The organism is Pseudomonas onubensis (assembly GCF_965653655.1).
In the GTDB taxonomy this organism is placed as follows: Bacteria; Pseudomonadota; Gammaproteobacteria; order Pseudomonadales; family Pseudomonadaceae; genus Aquipseudomonas.
The window spans coordinates 87,752-107,872 of sequence record NZ_CBFHAZ010000009.1 but is presented as its reverse complement, the minus strand read 5'-3'; the positions used below and the strand labels follow the sequence as shown (position 1 = coordinate 107,872).

21 protein-coding genes are annotated in these 20,121 nt (G+C 60.5%); 11 read left to right on the top strand and 10 right to left on the bottom strand.

Annotated features, from left to right (window positions below; translation table 11 throughout):
- Positions 1 to 322 precede the first annotated feature (322 nt).
- Together ACTD9P_RS05425 and moaB are read right to left on the bottom strand one after the other, a co-directional pair.
- Positions 323 to 1,510 (bottom strand): molybdopterin molybdotransferase MoeA, encoded by a 1,188-nt coding sequence (locus ACTD9P_RS05425; protein ID WP_438866960.1) that lies wholly within the window; start codon positions 1,508 to 1,510, stop codon positions 323 to 325.
- Between the two features lie 22 nt (positions 1,511 to 1,532).
- Complete coding sequence (gene moaB / locus ACTD9P_RS05420; RefSeq protein ID WP_438866956.1) at positions 1,533 to 2,072, bottom strand: molybdenum cofactor biosynthesis protein B; 540 nt, start codon at positions 2,070 to 2,072, stop codon at positions 1,533 to 1,535.
- A gap of 76 nt (positions 2,073 to 2,148) precedes the next feature.
- Between moaB and mobA the strand changes: the two genes are divergently transcribed.
- Both mobA and ACTD9P_RS05410 read left to right on the top strand, forming a co-directional pair.
- Positions 2,149 to 2,751 carry a molybdenum cofactor guanylyltransferase MobA gene (mobA, locus tag ACTD9P_RS05415; protein ID WP_438866955.1) on the top strand — a complete coding sequence of 201 codons (603 nt, stop codon included), beginning with the start codon at positions 2,149 to 2,151 and terminating at the stop codon, positions 2,749 to 2,751.
- A gap of 79 nt (positions 2,752 to 2,830) precedes the next feature.
- Positions 2,831 to 3,052, top strand: coding sequence for a YgdI/YgdR family lipoprotein (locus ACTD9P_RS05410; RefSeq protein WP_017136187.1), 222 nt, complete (start codon positions 2,831 to 2,833; stop codon positions 3,050 to 3,052).
- Positions 3,053 to 3,108: 56 nt separating this feature from the next.
- On the opposite strand, the gene ACTD9P_RS05405 is transcribed toward ACTD9P_RS05410, so the two are convergent.
- The 4 genes from ACTD9P_RS05405 to ACTD9P_RS05390 all read right to left on the bottom strand — a co-directional run bounded on the left by ACTD9P_RS05405 (position 3,109) and on the right by ACTD9P_RS05390 (position 5,992).
- Entirely contained in the window at positions 3,109 to 3,999 is an 891-nt protein-coding gene (locus ACTD9P_RS05405; RefSeq protein ID WP_438866954.1) for a pseudouridine synthase, read from the bottom strand.
- A gap of 71 nt (positions 4,000 to 4,070) precedes the next feature.
- Positions 4,071 to 4,406, bottom strand: a complete 336-nt coding sequence (locus ACTD9P_RS05400) for a hypothetical protein (RefSeq protein ID WP_003189932.1) — start codon at positions 4,404 to 4,406, stop codon at positions 4,071 to 4,073.
- Positions 4,407 to 4,480: 74 nt separating this feature from the next.
- The gene (locus ACTD9P_RS05395; protein ID WP_438866953.1) at positions 4,481 to 4,717 is read right to left on the bottom strand and encodes a glutaredoxin family protein; all 237 of its coding nucleotides are present in this window, start codon (positions 4,715 to 4,717) and stop codon (positions 4,481 to 4,483) included.
- A 66-nt stretch (positions 4,718 to 4,783) separates the two neighbouring features.
- Positions 4,784 to 5,992 (bottom strand): ammonium transporter, encoded by a 1,209-nt coding sequence (locus ACTD9P_RS05390; RefSeq protein ID WP_438866952.1) that lies wholly within the window; start codon positions 5,990 to 5,992, stop codon positions 4,784 to 4,786.
- Positions 5,993 to 6,364: 372 nt separating this feature from the next.
- Between ACTD9P_RS05390 and ACTD9P_RS05385 the strand changes: the two genes are divergently transcribed.
- From ACTD9P_RS05385 to ACTD9P_RS05350, 8 genes are all read left to right on the top strand, one after another.
- Entirely contained in the window at positions 6,365 to 6,679 is a 315-nt protein-coding gene (locus ACTD9P_RS05385) for an ElaB/YgaM/YqjD family protein (protein WP_017136182.1), read from the top strand.
- A 5-nt stretch (positions 6,680 to 6,684) separates the two neighbouring features.
- The gene (locus ACTD9P_RS05380; RefSeq protein ID WP_017136181.1) at positions 6,685 to 7,074 is read left to right on the top strand and encodes a phage holin family protein; all 390 of its coding nucleotides are present in this window, start codon (positions 6,685 to 6,687) and stop codon (positions 7,072 to 7,074) included.
- Positions 7,071 to 7,403 (top strand): hypothetical protein, encoded by a 333-nt coding sequence (locus ACTD9P_RS05375; protein WP_017136180.1) that lies wholly within the window; start codon positions 7,071 to 7,073, stop codon positions 7,401 to 7,403. The genes ACTD9P_RS05380 and ACTD9P_RS05375 overlap by 4 nt, the downstream gene beginning before the upstream one ends.
- Positions 7,404 to 7,495: 92 nt before the next feature.
- Positions 7,496 to 8,659: an EAL domain-containing protein gene (locus tag ACTD9P_RS05370; protein WP_438866951.1), complete on the top strand. Its 1,164-nt coding sequence runs from the start codon at positions 7,496 to 7,498 to the stop codon at positions 8,657 to 8,659.
- 71 nt (positions 8,660 to 8,730) lie between these two features.
- The gene (locus ACTD9P_RS05365; protein ID WP_138816080.1) at positions 8,731 to 10,062 is read left to right on the top strand and encodes a deoxyguanosinetriphosphate triphosphohydrolase; all 1,332 of its coding nucleotides are present in this window, start codon (positions 8,731 to 8,733) and stop codon (positions 10,060 to 10,062) included.
- A 166-nt stretch (positions 10,063 to 10,228) separates the two neighbouring features.
- The gene (locus tag ACTD9P_RS05360; RefSeq protein WP_438866959.1) at positions 10,229 to 10,624 is read left to right on the top strand and encodes a response regulator; all 396 of its coding nucleotides are present in this window, start codon (positions 10,229 to 10,231) and stop codon (positions 10,622 to 10,624) included.
- Positions 10,625 to 10,880: 256 nt separating this feature from the next.
- Entirely contained in the window at positions 10,881 to 11,507 is a 627-nt protein-coding gene (locus ACTD9P_RS05355; RefSeq protein WP_438866950.1) for a response regulator, read from the top strand.
- An 8-nt stretch (positions 11,508 to 11,515) separates the two neighbouring features.
- Positions 11,516 to 15,151, top strand: coding sequence for a transporter substrate-binding domain-containing protein (locus ACTD9P_RS05350; RefSeq protein ID WP_438866949.1), 3,636 nt, complete (start codon positions 11,516 to 11,518; stop codon positions 15,149 to 15,151).
- A gap of 25 nt (positions 15,152 to 15,176) precedes the next feature.
- Here the strand turns inward: ACTD9P_RS05350 and ACTD9P_RS05345 are convergent, their stop codons facing one another.
- Together ACTD9P_RS05345 and ACTD9P_RS05340 are read right to left on the bottom strand one after the other, a co-directional pair.
- Positions 15,177 to 15,659: a free L-methionine (R)-S-oxide reductase MsrC gene (locus tag ACTD9P_RS05345; protein WP_438866948.1), complete on the bottom strand. Its 483-nt coding sequence runs from the start codon at positions 15,657 to 15,659 to the stop codon at positions 15,177 to 15,179.
- On the bottom strand, positions 15,656 to 16,546 hold the full coding sequence (locus ACTD9P_RS05340; protein ID WP_138816083.1) for an ATP-binding protein: 891 nt from the start codon (positions 16,544 to 16,546) through the stop codon (positions 15,656 to 15,658). The genes ACTD9P_RS05345 and ACTD9P_RS05340 overlap by 4 nt, the downstream gene beginning before the upstream one ends.
- A 162-nt stretch (positions 16,547 to 16,708) precedes the next feature.
- Between ACTD9P_RS05340 and ACTD9P_RS05335 the strand changes: the two genes are divergently transcribed.
- Entirely contained in the window at positions 16,709 to 19,018 is a 2,310-nt protein-coding gene (locus ACTD9P_RS05335) for a hybrid sensor histidine kinase/response regulator (RefSeq protein WP_438866947.1), read from the top strand.
- Here ACTD9P_RS05335 and ACTD9P_RS05330 read toward each other — a convergent pair.
- Both ACTD9P_RS05330 and ACTD9P_RS05325 read right to left on the bottom strand, forming a co-directional pair.
- Positions 18,972 to 19,463, bottom strand: a complete 492-nt coding sequence (locus ACTD9P_RS05330) for a MarR family winged helix-turn-helix transcriptional regulator (protein ID WP_438866946.1) — start codon at positions 19,461 to 19,463, stop codon at positions 18,972 to 18,974. The genes ACTD9P_RS05335 and ACTD9P_RS05330 overlap by 47 nt on opposite strands.
- Positions 19,460 to 19,945: a glutathione peroxidase gene (locus ACTD9P_RS05325; protein ID WP_138816086.1), complete on the bottom strand. Its 486-nt coding sequence runs from the start codon at positions 19,943 to 19,945 to the stop codon at positions 19,460 to 19,462. Before ACTD9P_RS05325 ends, ACTD9P_RS05330 begins: the two co-directional genes overlap by 4 nt.
- Between the last annotated feature and the right edge of the window lie 176 nt (positions 19,946 to 20,121).

Genomic DNA, 20,121 nt, shown 5'->3' with positions numbered 1-20,121 from the left:
CCCGTTAACCACGATGGCCGAACGCAGGCTTGAATCCGTGGGTAACCCGGCAGGACGCCGGGTTAGCCGCGCTGGGCCAAGGATGGCCCATCGCGGCGGCCCACGGATTCAAGCCTTCGTTCTGGCACACCGAGCCTAAGCGAGGTGCCGAGTGGTGGGGCGAGGACCTTTTGGTTACTTTTGACTGGGCCGGCATTCCGGTCCTTGCAAAAGTGACCCGCTGTAAGAGCGGAACCATAAGCGGCCGTTACCGCAGCAACGGATATGTACACCGAAAAACCGCCACAGCAGCCAAGCCAGCTCCCACAGTAGATCTCTATTGTCAGTTCAGGACTTCACTCAAGGGAATGAAACTGACGCGGTCGCCAATCTCGAGTGTCGTCCCCTCCAACACCTCCACAAACCCTTCGGCCCACGCCGCACTGCGCAGCACACCGGAACTCTGATTGCGGTAGATAATCGCCCGACCCTGCTCGATACGCCCGCGCAGGTACTCGCGGCGGTTGCCCGGCTGAGGCCACACGAACCCCACCGGCACTTCGAAGCGCAGCGGCGCCACGTCCTGCACGCCTTGGCGGCGCAGCAGATAGGGCCGGGCCAGCAGCGCAAAGGTCACCAAAGTCGACGCCGGGTTGCCAGGCAGGCCAATCACCGGCACACCGCGAAAGTGCCCGAAGGTCAGCGGTTTGCCTGGCTTGATCGCAAGTTTCCACAGGGCCAGTTCGCCCTCTTCGCGCAGGGCGATGCCAAGAAAGTCCGCCTCGCCGACCGAGACACCGCCGGTGGACAGGATCAGGTCGACACTGCCCAGGCTTGCCAGGCATGTGCGGGTCTTTTCCAGGTCATCCGGAAGAATCCCGGCATCGATCACTTCACAGCCCATGCGCACAAGCCAGCTGCACAACACACGCCGGTTGCTGTTGTAGATCTGCCCCGGCCCCAGCGGCAGGCCGGGTTCGATGAGTTCGTCGCCAGTGGATAGCACGGCCACACGCGCCCGCCGCACCACATTCAGGCAGTCATGCCCGAGGGAGGCAGCCAGGCCCAGTTCAATCGGGCCCAGGCGAGTGCCGGCGTTTAACACCAACTCGCCGACCGTGGTTTCCTGGCCCTGGGGGCGGATGTTTTGGCCGGCCCGCAAACGCTCGGTGAAGCTCACGCGATCGTCGGTATGGACCACGGCGTTTTCCTGCATCTCCACGCAATCGGCGCCTTCAGGCACCGGCGCGCCGGTAAAGATGCGCGCGCAGGTGCCGGCCGCCAGTGGCTGCGGTGCCTGGCCGGCGAAGATGCGCTGGCTCACGGGCAGCGGCTCGCCGGTCCAGTCGGCCAGGCGCAGGGCGTAACCGTCCATGGCGCTGTTCGGCCAGGGCGGCAGGTCGAGCGTGGAGATCAGGTCCTGCGCCAGCACGCGGCCATCGCAATCGGCCAGGGGCAGTACTTGCGGCTCGCGAATCGGCGTGGCGTCGGCCATGTCCAGCAATTGCTGCAGCGCTTGTTCCACCGGCATCAGGGCACCGGTCTTGCCTGGCTTATCCACGGGATACGCAGGGCTCAGCCTGCTTCAGGTGGGGAACGAAATTGCACGGGCGGTGACGGTTATCCAGCTGCTCGGCGAGGATGCCATCCCAACCGGTGCGCACGGCGTTGGTCGAACCCGGCAGGCAGCACACCAGCGTGCCGTTGGCCAGCCCGGCCAGGGCGCGTGATTGCACGGTGGAGGTGCCGATATCGGCCACGGAGATCTGGCGGAACAGTTCGCCAAAACCATCGACGAGCTTGTCCAGCAGGCAACTGACGGCTTCGGGCGTGCTGTCGCGGCCGGTGAAGCCGGTGCCACCGGTAATCAGCACCACTTGCACCACGTCTTCGGCGATCCAGTGGGCGACTTGGGCGCGGATTTTATAGAGGTCGTCCTTGAGCAGCACACGCTCGGCCAGGTTGTGGCCGGCGGCAGTCAGGCGGTCGACGAAGACCTGGCCCGAGGTGTCGGTTTCAAAGGTGCGGGTGTCGCTGACGGTCAGCACAGCGATATTCAGGGGTACGAAGGGCGCATCAGCCTTGGCTTTCATGGCTTGGTCCAGTTGTCGAATGAACAGCCCGATGTTATATCACAGGCCCCTATTTGCCTGCCGCAGCGGAACCACTATGTCGCTTGATTCTTCGCCCCTGCCCTGTTCGATCCTGCTACTGGCCGGCGGCCGTGGCCAACGCATGGGCGGCCAGGACAAAGGCCTGCTGCCCTGGCACGGCCAGCCGTTGGTTGCGCATTTGCAGCGCCTGACGCGCCCGCTGACCGATGACCTGATCATCTCGTGCAACCGCAACCATGAGCAGTACGCGCCGTATGCCGACCAGTTGGTGAGCGACGACAGCCCGGATTTCCCCGGCCCGCTGGCGGGCATCCGCGCGGGCCTGGCCGCCGCGCACCATGCGCATTTGCTGATACTGCCGTGTGACGTCCCCAACATCGACGTAGGACTGTTGGACGATTTGTGTGAGGCGGCACGTCGAAACCCGCAGCTGCCGGTGATGGTTCGCCATGGTGAATTCTGGGAACCCTTGATCTGCATCATCCCCACCCACCTCAAAACCCAGGTAGAACAGGCATGGGCCGCCGGTGAGCGCAGCCCGCGCAAGCTCTTCCTGCAGTTGGGCGGTGTGGGCCTGGAATGCCCAGCCTGCGACCCACGCCTGGCCAACCTGAATACACCCGAGCTGTTGCACCCAGGGTCCGGCGTGTCAGAATGAACCTCGCACAAGGAACTTTGTCGACGCCACGCGCGTCACAAGGTCAGCAATTTAAAAGAATTCTCTTGGAGACAAACTCATGACTCAACGGACCATCGCCGCTCTCATGCTTGCACTGGGCCTCGCTACTCTTGCCGGTTGCGCTTCGCCTACAGTGATCACCCTGAATGACGGTCGCGAAATCCAGGCCGTCGACACCCCTAAATACGACAAGGCTTCGGGCTTCTACGAGTTCGAACAACTTGACGGCAAGCAGACCCGCATCAACAAAGATCAGGTTCGCACCGTTAAAGACCTGTAAGTCTTAAACGCTTGCCCACAAGGCCCGCCATGTGCGGGCCTTGTCGTTTCTGGCGGTTACCAGTCGAGGGTGATGCGGCTGCGAAAATCGCGTTGTTCACCGGTTACCGGGTCGATAAAACGCACGCCTTGGGCCAGCAATTTGAGCGGGTTGGCGTAGTCGTCCTCGGCATCCTTGAGCACATCGGGGTAGAACGGGTCGTTGCAGATACTCGCCCCCAACGCGGTCATGTGTACACGCAACTGGTGTTTCTTGCCGGTCACGGGGAACAGGCCATAGCGCCACAGATCGCCATTTTTCTCGCGCACCTCCACCGCCGTTTCGGTGTTGCTGGCGCCCGGCCCTTCCTGCATGCGAAAGAACGGCTGGCCATCGACCAGGCGGCTTTTATGCACCAGCGGGAAGGTCAGGTCGGGTAAGGCCGGAGCAATAGCTTCGTAGAATTTATCGATGCGCCGCGTGGGGAACAGTTGTTGATACGCCGACCGGGTTTGCGGGTTGGCCGAGAACAGCACCAGCCCCGCCGTGTGCCGATCAATGCGATGCAAAGGCACCAGCGCGGGGTTGTCCAGGCGGCGGATCAGGCGGCGCAACAGGGTTTGCTCGACGTACTCGCCGGCCGGGGTCACCGGCAGAAAGTGCGGTTTGTCGGCCACCACCAAGTGCTCGTCGGCGTACAGGATGGTTTCCTGAACCGGGATCACCTTCTCATTCGGCACTTCGCGAAAGTAATAAATGCACAGGCCTTCCTTGTAGGCGAGGTACAGGCTGATTGGCTGGCCATTGATGTCCAAGACGCGGCCACGGGCGATGCGGTCCAGCCACTGCTCGCGGCCAATCGCCGGGAAGTGCTCGCACAGGCAATCGAGCACCGTTGCCCAGGGGCCGGGCGGCAGGTACAAGGTGCTGGCTTGATGCTGGGACGCAGAGAAACCGGATGTGGACATGCAATGCTCGAAACCTGAATAAACCGGCTGGCATTATCCCGCATGGAGCGCGGTGGAGCCTAGGGTGGATCTCAGGCCTTGGCCAATTGCGCCCGCAGTACCGGCGAAGCACTGGCCGCCTCGGTGAACTCCTTGAGCCAACGCAACACATCTACCGCTTCCCAGCGGCCAGGATCATAAAGCGCGTACAACAAGCCCTGATAACCCACCACATCCAGTTGCTTGTGATAACCGGCGCGCTGGAACAACGCCTCGATTTCAGCAAAGCAGGTATTGAAATGCACTTTGTTAAACGGCGTCTTGCCTTCCGTGACCAGGCCGTCGAGGCGCAGCTCGTTCACCGCGTCGCGCACGACGTCGGCGGACATGCGATTGACGCTGCTTTTCAGTTGTTCAACATTCACCACGGGCGTTCCCTCTATTCAATCGCTGTACAAACATACAGTAACGCAATATTTGGAAACTCGCCATTGGTTAAAACCTAAACGAGAAACGCAACGACCTGTTCCGCGTCGAACGGCCAGTCAAGTTCCGCCCCCGTGTCTACCCGGCGAAGCACCGGAATCCGCAAGCCGTAGGTTTCGGTCAAGTTGACGGGATCGGTGATATCGACCAGCTCAACCATCAACCCATGTTCGACCAACGGCATCAGAACGGCTTCCGCCACTTCGCAAAGGTGGCAACCCAGGGTGCCGAATAACTGGCATTCAGGAGGCATGACGAATGGACCCAACCAGAAAACAGGCCATCATTCTAAGCCTGCCCGGCAACTGTAGCGAGCCGATCAATCCTGGCTGACCGCGCCAATCTTGTGGATCGACAGGTCCGCGCCGTAATACTCCTGCTCCTGACTCAGGCGCAGCCCATACACACGCTTGATCACGCCATACACCAGCAAACCACCGACCAGCGCCACGGCCACGCCCAACGCGGTGCCGATCAACTGGCTGATCAGGCTGACGCCACCCAGGCCACCGAGTGCGGTCTGGCCAAAGACGCCGCAGGCAATGCCACCCCACACGCCACACAGGCCATGCAGCGGCCACACGCCCAGCACGTCGTCGATCTTCCAGCGATCCTGGGCGGCGATAAAGCACCACACGAACAACCCACCGGCGACCACACCGGTAACCAGCGCGCCCACCGGGTGCATCAGGTCGGAGCCGGCGCAAATCGCTACCAGCCCGGCCAGCGGGCCGTTGTGCAGGAAGCCTGGGTCATTGCGGCCGATCACCAAGGCCGCGACCGTACCGCCGACCATCGCCATCAACGAGTTGACGGCGACGAGGCCGCTGACACCGTTGAGGGTTTGCGCGCTCATCACGTTAAAGCCGAACCAGCCGACGATCAGAATCCACGAACCCAACGCCAGAAACGGAATGCTCGACGGCGCAAACGCGACCAGCCGCCCTTCCCTGTAACGCCCATTACGCGGGCCTAACAGCAGCACCGCCGCCAGCGCCAGCCAACCGCCCATGGCGTGCACCACCACGGAGCCGGCAAAATCATGGAAGCTGGCGCCAAAGCGCGCGAGCAACCAGGCTTGCAGGCCGAAATTGCCGTTCCACACCATGCCTTCGAAAAACGGGTAGATAAACGCCACGATCAGCGCGGTCGCACACAGCTGCGGAGCGAACTTGGCCCGCTCGGCAATGCCCCCGGAAATGATCGCCGGGATCGCGGCGGCGAAGGTCAACAGAAAAAAGAATTTAACCAGGCCATACCCGTGGTCGGCGCTGATCACCGCCGCCGGCTGCATAAAGCTCACGCCGTAGGAGATCCAATAGCCTATAAAGAAATAAGCCAGGGTCGAGATCGCGAAGTCACTGAGGATTTTCGACAGGGCGTTGACCTGGTTTTTCTGGCGCACGGTGCCGACTTCGAGGAACGCGAAGCCGGCGTGCATGGCCAGGACCATAACCGCACCGATCAGGATAAACAGGGTGTTGGAGCTGTGGACGAGGGTGTCCACTGCGCTTTGCAAATTTTCCATGGAGGTTGGCAGGCCTGCATTCAAGGCAAAAAGCACCAAAGCGGTTCAAGCCAGGTTTGCGCGCACTAAATTGGCACCACCGGCCCCACCGCTCTTCAGAGGGCATGAACCGTTTTAGCGCAGCGATCAACACAATGGCCGTGGCCGACAGGGTTTTTCCGCGAGTTTGTGTGATTTAGGGTAAGGTTTTTCCAGGCATTGGCCTTGATCCGCCCCGACTCGGCGCAAGCCTCAGAGCCTGCGCACCAAGGCAAAGCAAAAGCTGTACCAGACAATTGAAGTGAACCTTCACCGAAACCGGTGACTCGAAAACTCATCTACACAAACCACGCACACTCAGACATACAGAATCAGCCAATCACGGAGATACCCATGGCCAGAAGAACTGCAAAGACTGCTCAAGAAATACTGATGGCGGATTTCCAAACCCTGGTCAGTGACACCGAAAAGTTGCTCGACGATACCGCCGTGCTGGCGGGTGACCAGGCGGATGAGCTGCGCAGCAAGATCCACGAGAGCCTGCTCAAGGCGCGCGAAACCCTGCAACTGACCGAAGATTCCCTGCGTGAACGCGGCCAGGCGGCGGTCACGGCTACCGAAGATTACGTGCAGGCCAACCCTTGGCAGTCGGTCGGCATTGCCGCCGGTGTGGGCTTTCTGATCGGTCTGCTGGCCACAAGGCGCTAACTATCATGTCTATCGGCGAAACCGGCTCGTCCACGGGCACCAGTTCCACTTCACGACGCCTGGGCGCAGCCGTTCTGGGCTTGCTGCACAGCCACGTCGAATTATTTGGCATCGAGTTGCAGGAACAGAAGGCCCGCACCGTGAGCCTGCTGCTGTTTGCAGGCCTGGCACTGGTGTTTGCGCTGTTATTGCTGGTGGGGTTGTCGACCTTGGTGATGATTCTGGTGTGGGACACCGGCTATCGTCTCACCGGGATCATCTGCCTCTGCGTGTTCTACAGCCTGGCTGCGGCCTTCTGCGGGGTGCGCTTGAAAGCGGCGGTGTTCGATGAGTCCACGCCCTTCCACGCCACTCTTGAAGAGCTGGCCAATGATCGGGAGCGCCTGCTGCCATGAGCATGACTGAAATCCCGCAAAACACTTCGCGCCGGGAAATGCGCAAGGCGTTGATTCGCCTGCGCATGGAAATGCATCGCCAGGAGATTCGTCACGAGTCCCAGCAACTGATGGCGCCGTTGAACAAAATGCGCGACATGCGCCACAACTGGCAAGACAGCCTGGGCATCAAGCACGCGCCGCTGTGGGGCGTGGCGGCGGTGACGCTGATGGGCTTTTTTACCGGCAAGGGCGCCAAGGGTGGCGGTATCAGCAGCCTGACGCGCCTGGTGCGGCTGGGTGCCGGTTTGATCCCGCTGATCAAATTGGCCATGCAGCGTAAAGGCTGAAGCTGGCTGGCTGCTTTCTTGCAAACAGAATCGGCCCGGCCCTCGTTACTGAGGGCCGGGCCTTTTTTCGCCAGCTCTCTTAAGGAGGCCCCGTGATCGACGGGCAACCGCTCGCCTGTTTCCAGCCCTTCATCGATACCGCCACCGGACGCATTGCCGGCGTCGAGGCGCTGGGCCGTTTACGTCAGGCCGATGGCCGCCTGCAATCGGTTGGGCCGCTGTTTGCCGACCCGCGCACACCCGGCGTGGCCCTGCGCCGCCTCGACCGGCAGATCCGCGAAAACGCCTTGAGCCGCCTGCATGAAGCACCCGCCGACTGGTTTCTGAGCCTCAACATCTCACCGCGCTGGATAAACCGCCTGCGCCCTGGCCAAGCCCTCCCCAGCCTCAAACAAGTGCAGGCGCACAACGTCGATCCCCGGCGCATTGTGTTTGAAATCACCGAACTGGGCGGCGACATCCAGCGCCTGGCCGACGTGGTCGCGCGCTACCGCGAGGCCGGCGCACGCATCGCCATCGATGACTTCGGCGCCGGCTATTCGCAACTTGACCGCGTACTGGCGCTGCAGCCGGATATTCTCAAGCTCGACATGCGCCTGTTCCAGGAAGCCGCTAAAGGCGGGCCGAGCAGTGAAGTGGTACGGGCACTGGCGCAAATGGCCGAAAAAACCGGGTGCTGGATCATCGCCGAGGGCGTGGAAACCGAGGCGCAACTGAATTTTGCCCTGGAGTGCGGCGCGCGTTATGTACAGGGCTATCTGTTTGCCCAGGCCCAACTGAACTGGTTTGCAACTGATGCGTTCGTTGCGCGTTTTGCCCAACTGCGCAGCGTTTACGTGCAGCACAAACTCGCCGAACGTGGCCGTGTGATGCAGTTGCGGGTGCAATTGGCCGAGCTGATGAACATCCTGCAAAGTTGGGCACAAGGTCGCGCGCCGCTCGATCAACTGCCCCAATTGCCGAACTTCCCGTGGCTGCTGCGTTTTTACCAGTGCGACCGCCATGGCACCCAGCTGACGCCCAACTTCGAGTGGCGCCAGGATGCCTGGCAGGCCGACAGCCGCTACCTGGGCCACAACTGGTCGTGGCGGCCGTACTTCTATCACCTGCTCGCCGAAGGCTGGGAGGAGCGGCGCCTGACGCTGTCGTCGACCTACCGCGATGCCACCACCAACCAGTACTGCCTCACCGCCGGGCAGTTCTTCGATAACGGTCAACGTTTGCTGTTAATCGATATCGATGCGGCGGGCCTGTAGATTTTTGCTTGCCGATGCCGCGCTGAACCGGGAAGCTGGGAGGGTCATTCACCGCACGGAGAGTACCCGCCTTGGATTGGCCCACCCTGCTTACCCGCGAACGTCTTGGAAAGCCCCTGCACAGCCCGGAAGAACTCGGCCGTAGCCCGTTCCACAAAGACCACGATCGGATTATTTTTTCCGGCGCATTCCGCCGCCTGGGCCGCAAGACCCAGGTGCACCCGGTGTCCAGTAACGACCATATACATACACGCCTGACCCATTCCCTGGAAGTCAGCTGCGTCGGCCGCTCCCTGGGCATGCGCGTCGGCGAAACCCTGCGCAGTGCTCTGCCCGACTGGTGCGAGCCAAGCGACTTGGGCATGGTGGTGCAATCGGCTTGCCTGGCCCATGACATCGGCAACCCGCCGTTCGGGCACTCGGGTGAAGATGCCATTCGCCACTGGTTCCAACAGGCGGCCGGACGCGGCTGGCTGGATGACATGAGCAGCGCCGAACGCAACGACTTCCTGAATTTCGAAGGTAATGCCCAAGGTTTCCGGGTGCTCACCCAACTGGAATACCATCAGTTCGACGGCGGCACACGCCTGACTTACGCCACCCTCGGTACTTACCTGAAGTATCCCTGGACCGCCCGCCACGCGGACTCGTTGGGCTACAAGAAGCACAAGTTCGGCTGTTATCAGAGCGAGTTGCCGATCCTTGAGCAGATCGCCCACAAGCTCGGCCTGCCGCAACTGGAAGAACAACGCTGGGCGCGTCACCCGCTGGTCTACCTGATGGAGGCGGCCGACGATATCTGCTACGCCTTGATTGACCTCGAAGACGGCCTGGAAATGGAGCTGCTCGACTATGCCGAAGTCGAGTCGCTGCTGCTCGACCTGGTGGGTGACGACTTGCCCCAGACCTACCGGCAACTGGGCCCGGCGGATTCACGTCGGCGCAAGCTGGCGATCCTGCGCGGCAAGGCCATCGAGCACCTGACCAATGCGGCGGCACGCGCCTTCGTCGAGCAGCAGGACGCCTTGCTCGCCGGCACGCTGCCAGGCGACCTGGTGGAACACATGCATGGCCCGGCCAAGCGCTGCGTACTGGATGCCAAGGACATGGCGCGCAAGAAAATCTTCCAGGACAAGCGCAAGACCCTGCACGAAATCGGCGCCTATACCACCCTGGAAATCCTGCTGAACGCCTTTTGCGGCGCCGCCCTGGAACAACATGGCGGGCGCACGCCGTCGTTCAAGAACCGGCGCATTCTCGACTTGCTGGGCAACAGCGCGCCCGACCCTGCGTGGCCCCTGCACGCATCGTTTCTGCGCATGATCGACTTCATCGCCGGCATGACCGACAGCTACGCCACCGAAATGGCCAGGGAGATGACCGGGCGTTCCAGCCCCCAGTGAAACATCAGGTCATGCCGCCTGCGTCCCGTACAGACTTTACCTACGACGGGAACAGAGCGGCCTGATCGAATTCGCACATCCGCTCGAGGAATAATCGCGCACGCTTCTTGCGAACCTGACACGCAATTCCTACGTCACGTCCCTCTGACTGAGCCATGTGCCTTCTATGCCCATACCCCGTCTTCGAATCCTATTGGTGGAGGATCATCCCTTTCAGCTCCTGGCCACTCAGTGCCTGCTCAACAGCTTCGGTTTCGAGCAACTGACCCTTGCGGAAAATGCCGAGCAGGCAATCCGCTGGATGTCCTGCGCGCCCCACCCCTTTGATTTGATGTTGTGCGATCAATGCCTGCCTGATCTGCCTGGGCTGGAATTGATAGACATTGCCAGCCGCCAACACTTCATCACCGGCGCAATCCTGTTGAGCGGGCTGCCCGCAACAGAGTTGTCCAACCTGACACTCCAGGCCCGGCAGCGCGGCCTGCCATTGCTGGGTTACTTATTGAAGCCCCTGAATAAAGACGCACTGGCAGAATTGATTGCGCCACTGCTCTCGTTATAAATGCAGGACTATAAACACTGCTCACGGGTAAACAATCGCCGCAAAAACAGGGTTGGATCCCTGACACCGCTCCAGGGCTTACTGATTCAACTATTGCTTACATCCGACGACACGAAGCCTTATCGAACGGTAGGTCGTTACCTTTTATTATGTAGGAATTCTCCTGTTTTATATCTACTCCCCCCAACGCTCGTCCTCCTCCCTCATCTTCTGAGCTAATGTGCCCGCTTTATTTGCACTTGCATGGACTATGATTATGAACACGGTTTTTATCATTGATGACCACCCGGTTATCCGGCTGGCGATTCGCATGTTGCTGGAACACGAGGGTTATAAAATCGTTGGCGAAACGGACAACGGCTGTGACGCGATACAAATGGTTCGCGAATGCCTGCCCGACCTGATCATCCTGGACATCAGTATTCCGAAACTCGACGGCCTCGAAGTGCTCTGCCGATTCAACGCGATGAACACCTCGATGAAAACCTTGATCCTGACGGCCCAGAGTCCAACGTTGTTCGCCACCCGCTGCATGCGCTCGGGCGCAGACGGTTATGTGTGCAAGGAAGGCGACCTGAGTGAATTGCTGAGTGCCATTCGTGCGGTGCTGTCTGGCTACAATTACTTCCCCAGCCAGGCACTCAATTGCAATGGCGCCGACAGCAAGGACGCACAGGAACTTGAACTGTTCAAGGCCGTGAACGATCGGGAACTGATGGTATTGCAACTTTTTGCACAAGGCCGCACGAACAAAGAAATCGCCAAAGGTATGTTTCTAAGTAACAAAACAGTAAGCACTTACAAAAAAAGGCTGATGCAAAAACTTAAAGCCAAGTCCTTGGTAGAACTTATCGAGATGGCAAAACGAAACGCGCTAGTGTGAGAAAGCGGATGCCCAGGTGTATAAAGGACTATCTGATTATATTATTGGCCGGCCTGTGCTTGAGCACGACCGTGCCCGCGGCCCCTCAAATCGGACCGGAACACTTCACCTTATTGAGCCGCGCGGGTACCGTTCAACTCGATATTCAACTGGATAAGACCCAGCGCCAGTGGCTACAGTCCAAGCGCGAGCTGGTACTGGGCACTTCGGCACCCGACTACCCGCCCTTCGACCTCACCTCCAGCGGTCGCGACTATGAGGGCCTGACCGCCGATTATGCAGGGCTGCTGGCCAAAGCCATGGCCTTGCCCGTCAAGGTGTTGCGTTACCCGACACGTGACGCTGCGATAAACGCGCTGGAAGCCGGCGAAATCGACCTGCTGGGCTCCTCCAATGGCTTTGAGGCCGCCAACCCTGAACTCATCCTCTCGCGGCCTTATGCGGTAGACCAGCCGGTGCTGGTGACCCGCGAAGGCGAAACACGCAGTTTGAGCGATGGCCTGGCCGGGCTGCGCTTGAGCCTTGTTTACCACTACCTGCCGCTGAGCGAAGTGGAAAAGCTCTACCCGCAGGCGGATATCCGCGCCTTTCCCTCCTATCAGAACGCGCTCAATGCAGTGGCATTCGATCAGGCAGACGTGTTCCTGGGGGACACTATTTCCACCCATTACATGATCAACAAGGGCTACCTCAAAAACATCCACATGGCCAACTTCGGCAAGCATGAAGCCTATGGGTTCAGCTTCGCGTTGCGCCGCGACCAGGACGTTTTATTGAGCATTGTCGACACAGTACTGACCGCTGTCCCCATCAATGAACGGGACAACATTGCCAAGCGTTGGAGCGCCGGCAGCGACATTTTACTGACCGACAAGAAACTGCAACTGACCCAACGTGAAGAGCGCTGGCTCAAAGAGCACCCGGTGGTGAAAGTCGTGGTCAATGAGACATTCGCGCCGTTGACGTTCTTCGATGCCGACGGCAATTTTCGCGGCATCACCGCCGACCTGCTGGAGCTGATCCGCCTGCGCACCGGCCTGCGTTTTGAAGTGCAGCGCAGTCGCGAAATCAGCACGATGATCGAGCAGCTCACCGAAGGTAAAGCCGATGTTATCGGGGCCATTGTCCCCAGCGCCGAACGCGAAACTCAGCTCAGTTTCAGCCGCCCCTATCTGGAAAACTCCTATGTCCTGCTGACTCGCAAGGAGCCCGATGCGGCCGCGAACCTGGAGCAGATGGCAGGCAAGCGCCTGGCCATCACCCTGGGCAACCCGCTGGAAAAAACCTTGCAAGAGGACTTCCCGCAGATTCGCCTGGTGGAAGTCAGTGATACCTTCAAGGCCTCGGAAATGCTGGCCCAAGGGAGTGTGGACGGCGCGGTGAACTCACTGGTCATCGCCAACTATTTCCTTGCCTCCCAGGTGTTCCAGGACAAACTGCAGATCAGCGCCAGCATCGGCACGCTGCCTGCCACCTTCGCCCTGGCCACGCCACGCGGCGCCGTCGAACTGAGCTCAATCCTCGACAAGGCGCTGCTGAGCATCGCCCCGGACGAAATGGGCGTGATCAACAGCCGCTGGCGCGGTTACACGCCCGCCTCCGACAGCTACTGGCGCAATTACCACCAACTGATTGCGCAGATCATCATTGGCACCGGCTTGTTGTTGCTGATCTCCCTGACCTGGAACGCCTACATGCGTCGCCAGATCAAACATCGCAAGATGGCCGAGCGAGCCCTCAATGACCAGTTCGAGTTCATGCGCGCACTGGTCAATGAAACGCCGCACCCGATCTATGTGCGTGATCGCAAGGGCCTGTTGCAGACCTGTAATGACAGCTACCTGCAAGTGTTCGGGGTCAAACGCGAAGACGTGATCGGCAAGAGTGTGGTGCAAATGGACATGGCACTGGCGCCTGAGGCCGAGCAATACCACGCCGACTACCAGCGGGTGGTGGTCGAAGGCACCCCGCTGATCCTCGATCGCACCCTGCACATTCATGGCAAAAAACTCACGATTTACCACTGGATCCTGCCCTATCGCGACTCGGACGGCGAAGTCCAGGGCATCATCGGTGGCTGGATCGATATCAGTGACCGGCGCCAACTGTTCGACGAGCTGCGCACCGCCAAGGAACGCGCCGATGAAGCCAACCGGGCAAAAAGTACCTTCCTTGCGACCATGAGCCATGAAATCCGCACGCCGATGAATGCCGTGATCGGGATGCTGGAGCTGACCCTCAAGCGCGCCGACCAGGGCCATCTCGACCGCCCGGCGATCGAAGTGGCCTACAACTCGGCCAAGGACTTGCTGGAGCTGATCGGCGATATCCTCGACATTGCACGCATCGAATCGGGCCGCCTGAGCCTGGCTCCCGAGCGCGTTAACCTGCGCGAAGTGATCGAATCGGTGGTGCGCGTCTTTGACGGCCTGGCCCGCCAGAAGACCCTCAGCCTGTTGCTCGAATTCGACCCCAACTTCGACAACACCGCCGTGCTGATAGACCCGCTGCGCTTCAAGCAGGTGCTGTCCAACCTGGTCAGCAACGCGATCAAGTTTACCGAGCGCGGGCAGGTCAAGATCAAGGTGCAAGTGCAAGCCACCGAGCACCCCCAAGAGGTGCAGATGAAGCTGGTGGTCGAGGACACGGGCATCGGCATCAGCCGGGAGGACCAATCGCGCCTGTTCGAACCCTTTGCCCAGGCGGACAATTCCGGGCACCTGGCCAGGAGCGGAGCGGGCCTGGGGCTGGTGATCTGTCGCAGCCTGTGCGAGATGATGGGCGGGCAACTGAGCCTGAGCAGCGTGCCCATGGTGGGCACTCAGGTACAGGTCAGCTTGAGGATGACCTGCCTCAAGCCCATAGAAGCATTGGACGAGCTCAAGTCGCAGGCGCCGACCGCCGCGTCGGTGCTCAATGTGCTGGTGGTAGACGATCATCCGGCGAACCGCTTGCTGATGTGCCAGCAATTGGGCTACCTGGGGCACCAGTTCACGGCGGCCCAGCATGGCGCCGCCGGGTTTCAGGCCTGGCGCCAGGAACACTTCGACCTGGTGATTGCCGACTGCAACATGCCCGTGATGAATGGCTATGAGTTGAGCCGTTCGATCCGTGAATACGAGCAGCGAGAGCAACAGGTGCCCTGCGTGATCCTCGGTTTCACCGCCAATGCCCAACCCGAGGAAAAACTCCGCTGTGCGCAGGCGGGCATGAACGACTGCCTGTTCAAACCCATCAGCCTCACTGCACTGGAGCAGCATCTGGCGCAGATCAAACCGCAATCGAGCGGCCAGCGGCTGGACCTCGAATGCCTGGACGCACTCACCGGAGGCGACCCGCACCTGAGCCGCCGCCTGCTGGAGGAGCTGCTGAGCAGCAGCCGTCAGGACCGCGAGGAGCTGGTGGCCTTGATGGCCCGCCAAGCGGCGACCCAGGCCATCATCGAGCAAGCCCACAAAATCAAGGGCGCCGCGCGCATCGTCCAGGCAAGTTCATTGGCCGCGCAATGCGAAGCGCTGGAGCAAGCCTGTGCCCGCAACGAAGAGCGCCCCACGCTCGAAGCGGGGGTCAAGGCCCTGGAAAAACGCATGCTGGAGCTGGAGAGGACCCTGCAAGTGCAGCTCCATAAGCTGGACAGCCAATAACGGTGGCCAGCCCTCTCCTGCAAGGTCAGCAGTCGGTCAACCGCAGAAAAATCGCCGCCAACTGCTCGATGCCCGCCTGGTCCTGCTCGCTGAAACGGGCCAGCGACGGGCTGTCCAGATCAAGCACACCCACCAGCAGGCCATCCTTGACCAAAGGCACCACCAGTTCGCTGTTGGAAGCGCTGTCACAGGCAATATGGCCCGCGAATGCATGCACATCTTCCACCCGCTGGGTTTGCCGCGATGCCGCCGCCGCGCCGCAGACGCCACGCCCGAAGGGGATACGCACACAGGCGATCTGGCCCTGGAACGGGCCAAGCACCAGTTCTTCATTGCGATTGAGGTACAAGCCCGCCCAGTTCAAGTCGTCCAACTGGTTGAACAGGAACGCCGAGAACTGCGCACTGTTGGCGATAAAGTCACGCTCATCGGCGAGCAGCGACTCCAGCTGCGCGCAGAGCATGGCATAGCCATCGAGGCCGGTGCCGGCCTGTTGCAAATCGATCATGGTTGACGCTCCAACAACTTCAGACCCACCCAGTAACGGGCAAATTGATACGCGCAACGGCCGTTGCGATTGCCACGCCCGGTGGCCCAGCGCACGGCCAGGATGTCGAGGGCTTCATCACGCTGCCACTGCAAGCCGGCCTTGCTGGCCAGTTCGCCGATCCAGTGTTCAACCACATCCAGGAAGTGTTCCTGGCTGAATGGGTAGAACGACAACCACAGGCCAAAACGGTCGGACAAGGCGATTTTGTCTTCCACTGCTTCGCTGGGGTGCAACTCACCGTCCACGCGCTTCCAATTGTCATTGTCGCTCTGGTTTTCCGGCACCAGGTGACGACGGTTGGAGGTGGCATACAGCAACACGTTTTCCGGCGCTTGCTCAAGGGAGCCGTCCAGTACGCTCTTGAGTACGCGATAATCGCCCTCACCCGCTTCGAAAGACAGGTCGTCACAGAACAGGATGAACCGCTGCGGCAACTTGAGCAGTTGCTCGACCACGCGCGGCAGGTCAGCCAGGTGATCACGCTCGATTTCAATCAGGCGCAAACCGGCTTTGGCATGCTGGGCCAGCAAGGCGCGCACCATGGAGGATTTGCCGGTGCCGCGCGAGCCCCACAGCAACGCATGGTTGGCGGGCAGGCCATCGAGAAACTGCTGAGTGTTGCGAGCCAGTTGCTCACGTTGCTTGTCTACGCCGATAAGGTCGGACAGGCGCATGTCCAGGCTCACTTCCAACGGCAGCAAAAAGCCGCTGCGGCCTTCGCGCTGCCAACGGGCGGCGAGGCAATTATTCCAGTCGATGGCTTGGCGCGGTGCCGGTAACAGCGGCTCCAGGCGAGCCAGAACCGCATCGGCCCGCTCAAGAAAGGCATTCAATCGAGAATCCACGATTATTCCTCTGGCAAGTTCTTGCAAAAGATGGCGTATTGGCAACCCTGTGGCAGACCCACGAGGCTGCGTATAAAACGATTCATGCCGGCCAAGCCAAAGCCTGTGGATGTTCAGCTATGCTTGCCGGGCGAAGGGAAACGTGAAGTGGTTCAACACCCGATGGATATCAAGTTCGCCCACCGCTTGTCTTATAAACAAGCTCGATTGACTGTGCTGGTTGGTTTCGTCTTGGGAACCTTGCTCAGCCTGATCCAAATCGGCATTGATTATGCCAGCGAAGACGCCTCGATCAACCGTGAAATACGCTCACTGATCGAAATCAGCCATAACCCTGCCTCACGTATCGCCTACAACATTGATGCCGAGCTCGCCCAGGAACTGACCCTGGGCCTGTTGCACTCGCCGGCCATCACCCATGCGCAATTGGTCGATAACAATGGCGTGGTACTGGCGGATGTGAACCGGCCGCGCAAAGAAAGCGCCTACCGGCCCATCAGTGACTTTCTGTTTGGCGCCAACCGCTTGTTTGAAGACCGACTGTTCCTGAGCCACATGCCCAATGATTCCCTCGGCGTGCTGCGCCTGGACGTCGACACCTATGCGTTTGGCAGCCGTTTCCTGCACCGCGCCGAGATAACCTTGCTCAACGGGTTCGCCCGCAGCCTGCTGCTCACCGGCATTCTGCTGGGGCTGTTTTACGTGATGCTGACGCAACCGCTGGTGCGCATTATCCGTGCTCTCAGCACCAGCAAGCAGGCCCGCCTGGATTGCCCACCTGGCCACGAAAACGATGAAATCGGCGTGCTGGTGAACGTCGCCAACCAGCAATTCGAAAACATGCAGACCGAAATCCAGCAACGCCAGCATGCCGAGGACCGCCTCACCGAGTACCTGGGTCAACTGGAAGATATCGTCTCGGCACGCACCCTGGAGCTCAAGGCCAGCAACCAGCGCTTGAGCCAATCCAACGATGAACTCGAAGCCGCCAAATTGACCGCCCTGGCCATGGCCCAGGCACGCGCCGCGTTCCTGGCCAATATGAGCCATGAGATCCGCACGCCGCTCAATGGCTTGCTGGGCATGATCGCGCTGTCGCTGGACAGCCCGCTGAACGCCGAACAGCGCCAGCAACTGTCCATCGCCCACGATTCGGGCAAGGTGCTGGTGGAACTGCTCAACGATATCCTCGACCTGTCGAAGTTCGACGCCGGCCAATTGGAGCTCGAACGCATCCCGTTCGACCTCGGCTCATTGGTGGAAGACACCGCCAACCTGCTGTCGCAGAACGCCGCGCCGAGTGTCGAGTTGACCTGCCTGATCGACCCGCTGTTTCCTGCGCAGGTGATTGGCGACCCGACACGGGTGCGGCAAATCGTCAGCAACCTGCTGTCGAATGCCTTGAAGTTCACCCGCTTCGGCCGCGTGGATGTGCGCCTCAGCGCCGAGGATGGCCGGGTAAAAATAGAAGTCTGTGACACCGGCATCGGCATTGCCCAGGAAGCGCAGGTGAAGATATTCCAGCCGTTTACCCAGGCAGGTGCGGGTATCACCCGCCAGTTCGGCGGCACGGGGCTGGGGTTGGCGTTGACGCATAACCTGTGTGAAGCGATGAAGGGCCGCTTGAGCATCAGCTCGGAAGTCGGCTTTGGCAGCCAGTTCTGCGCCGACCTGCCGCTGCCCACACATTTGCCGGCCGCACGACAAGCGCCACTGCTGGGCGAAGTCATCGCCATCACCAATACCGGCAGCGGCCTGGCGGAATTGCTCGGCACCTTGCTGCCGCCTTGGGGGTTGGCGCTGCGCTGTTACTCCCAGGATGACGACCTGACCGGGCTGAACCCCGACCTGCTGATTACCGATTGCCCGGAGTGCCTGTTCCGCCTGCGCCCCGGGATCAGCGCGCCGATCCTGCTGGTAACCGCCTATGGCAACTTCATGCCCAGCGAAGAAGTCGCGGCCCTGATGCCGCTGCAGCAACAGGCACGCCCGTTGAGCCGCAATGCGCTGTACCAGATTCTGCAACGCAACCTGCGCAGCGAAGCGCAACTGATCCTCGACCCTGTCCAGATGGACGCCGTGCCCCTCGCCCATCGCGCGCGCATTCTTTTGGTGGAAGACAACCCGGTCAATCAATTGGTCGCCAAGGGCATGCTCAGCAAGCTCGGCTGCGCAGTGATTGTGGCTGCCCATGGTGGCGAGGCGCTCAAGTTGCTGGAGGAGCAGCGCTTCGACCTGGTGCTGATGGACTGCAATATGCCGGTGATGGACGGCTACGAGGCCAGCCGGCAGATTCGCCGCAGCGGGCGCTGGCCGGACCTGCCTATCGTCGCCTTGACCGCCAACGCCCTGGCGGAAGAACGCGAGCGCTGCCGGGCGGCGGGAATGGATGATTACCTGGCCAAACCGTTTCGCCGCGAAGAGCTCAAGGCCCTGCTGGACCTGTGGGTGCCGACCTCGACAAGCCTTTGATCTGCGCCAGCAACTGGTCCAGGCCATCGCGCAGGGCCTCGGCCTGATTCAGGTCGACGCCGCTGTCGCATAACAGCCGGGTTTTCAACGCATGGGCCTGGTCTCTTAGCTGCAAACCCGCCTTGCTCAAACTCAGGTGCATCTCACGCTCGTCCAACGTGCTGCGCTGACGCTTGACCAGCGCCAGCTGCTCCAGGCGCTTGAGCATCGGCGTCAGCGTTCCAGAATCGAGCATCAGGCGCTCGCCCAGGGCTTTGACTGTGGGTTGTGGCGGGATGGCGGCGTGCCACTCCCACAACACCAGCATCGCCAGATATTGCGGGTAGGTGAGGCCCAACTGATCGAGCATCGGCTTGTAAGCTCGCGTCACTGCGCGGGACGCGGCATAAAGCTTGAAACACAACTGATCGTCCAGGGCCAGGGACACGTGGGGCAAGTCGGTCATTTGAGCAGGGCTTCGATCTCTTGGGTCAGGGCTTCAGGCTTGGTGGTCGGGGCAAAACGCTTGACCACCTTGCCATCACGGCCGATCAGGAACTTGGTGAAGTTCCACTTGATGCGTTGGGAGCCGAGCAGCCCCGGCGCTTGTTTTTTCAGTTGCACGAAGAGGGGGTGGGCGTCGCCGCCATTCACGTCGATCTTTTTGAACAGCGGGAAGCTGACGCCGAAGTTCAGCTCGCAGAACTCGGCAATCGCCCCTTCGTTGCCTGGCTCCTGCTTGCCGAACTGATTGCAGGGAAAGCCCAGCACCACCAGACCTTGGTCCTTGTACTGCTGCCACACCTGCTCCAGGCCCTTGTATTGCGGGGTGAAGCCACATTTGCTGGCGGTATTGACCACCAAAATGGCCTTGCCGGCAAAATCGGCCAAGGTCTTTTGCTCACCCTTGATGGTGGTGCACGGGATGCTCAGCAGGTTGTCGCTCATGACGGCGCCTCGGATACGGGGAAAGAATTGCAAAGATAGTAGGCAATTCAATTGTGTGCAATTTAATTGACCGCAATGATGCCTGCACATAGATCGTTCCCACGCTCTGCGTGGGAATGCAGCCCAGAACGCTCTGCGTTCCGTCTAAAGTCGTGACGCGGAGCGTCACAGGAGGC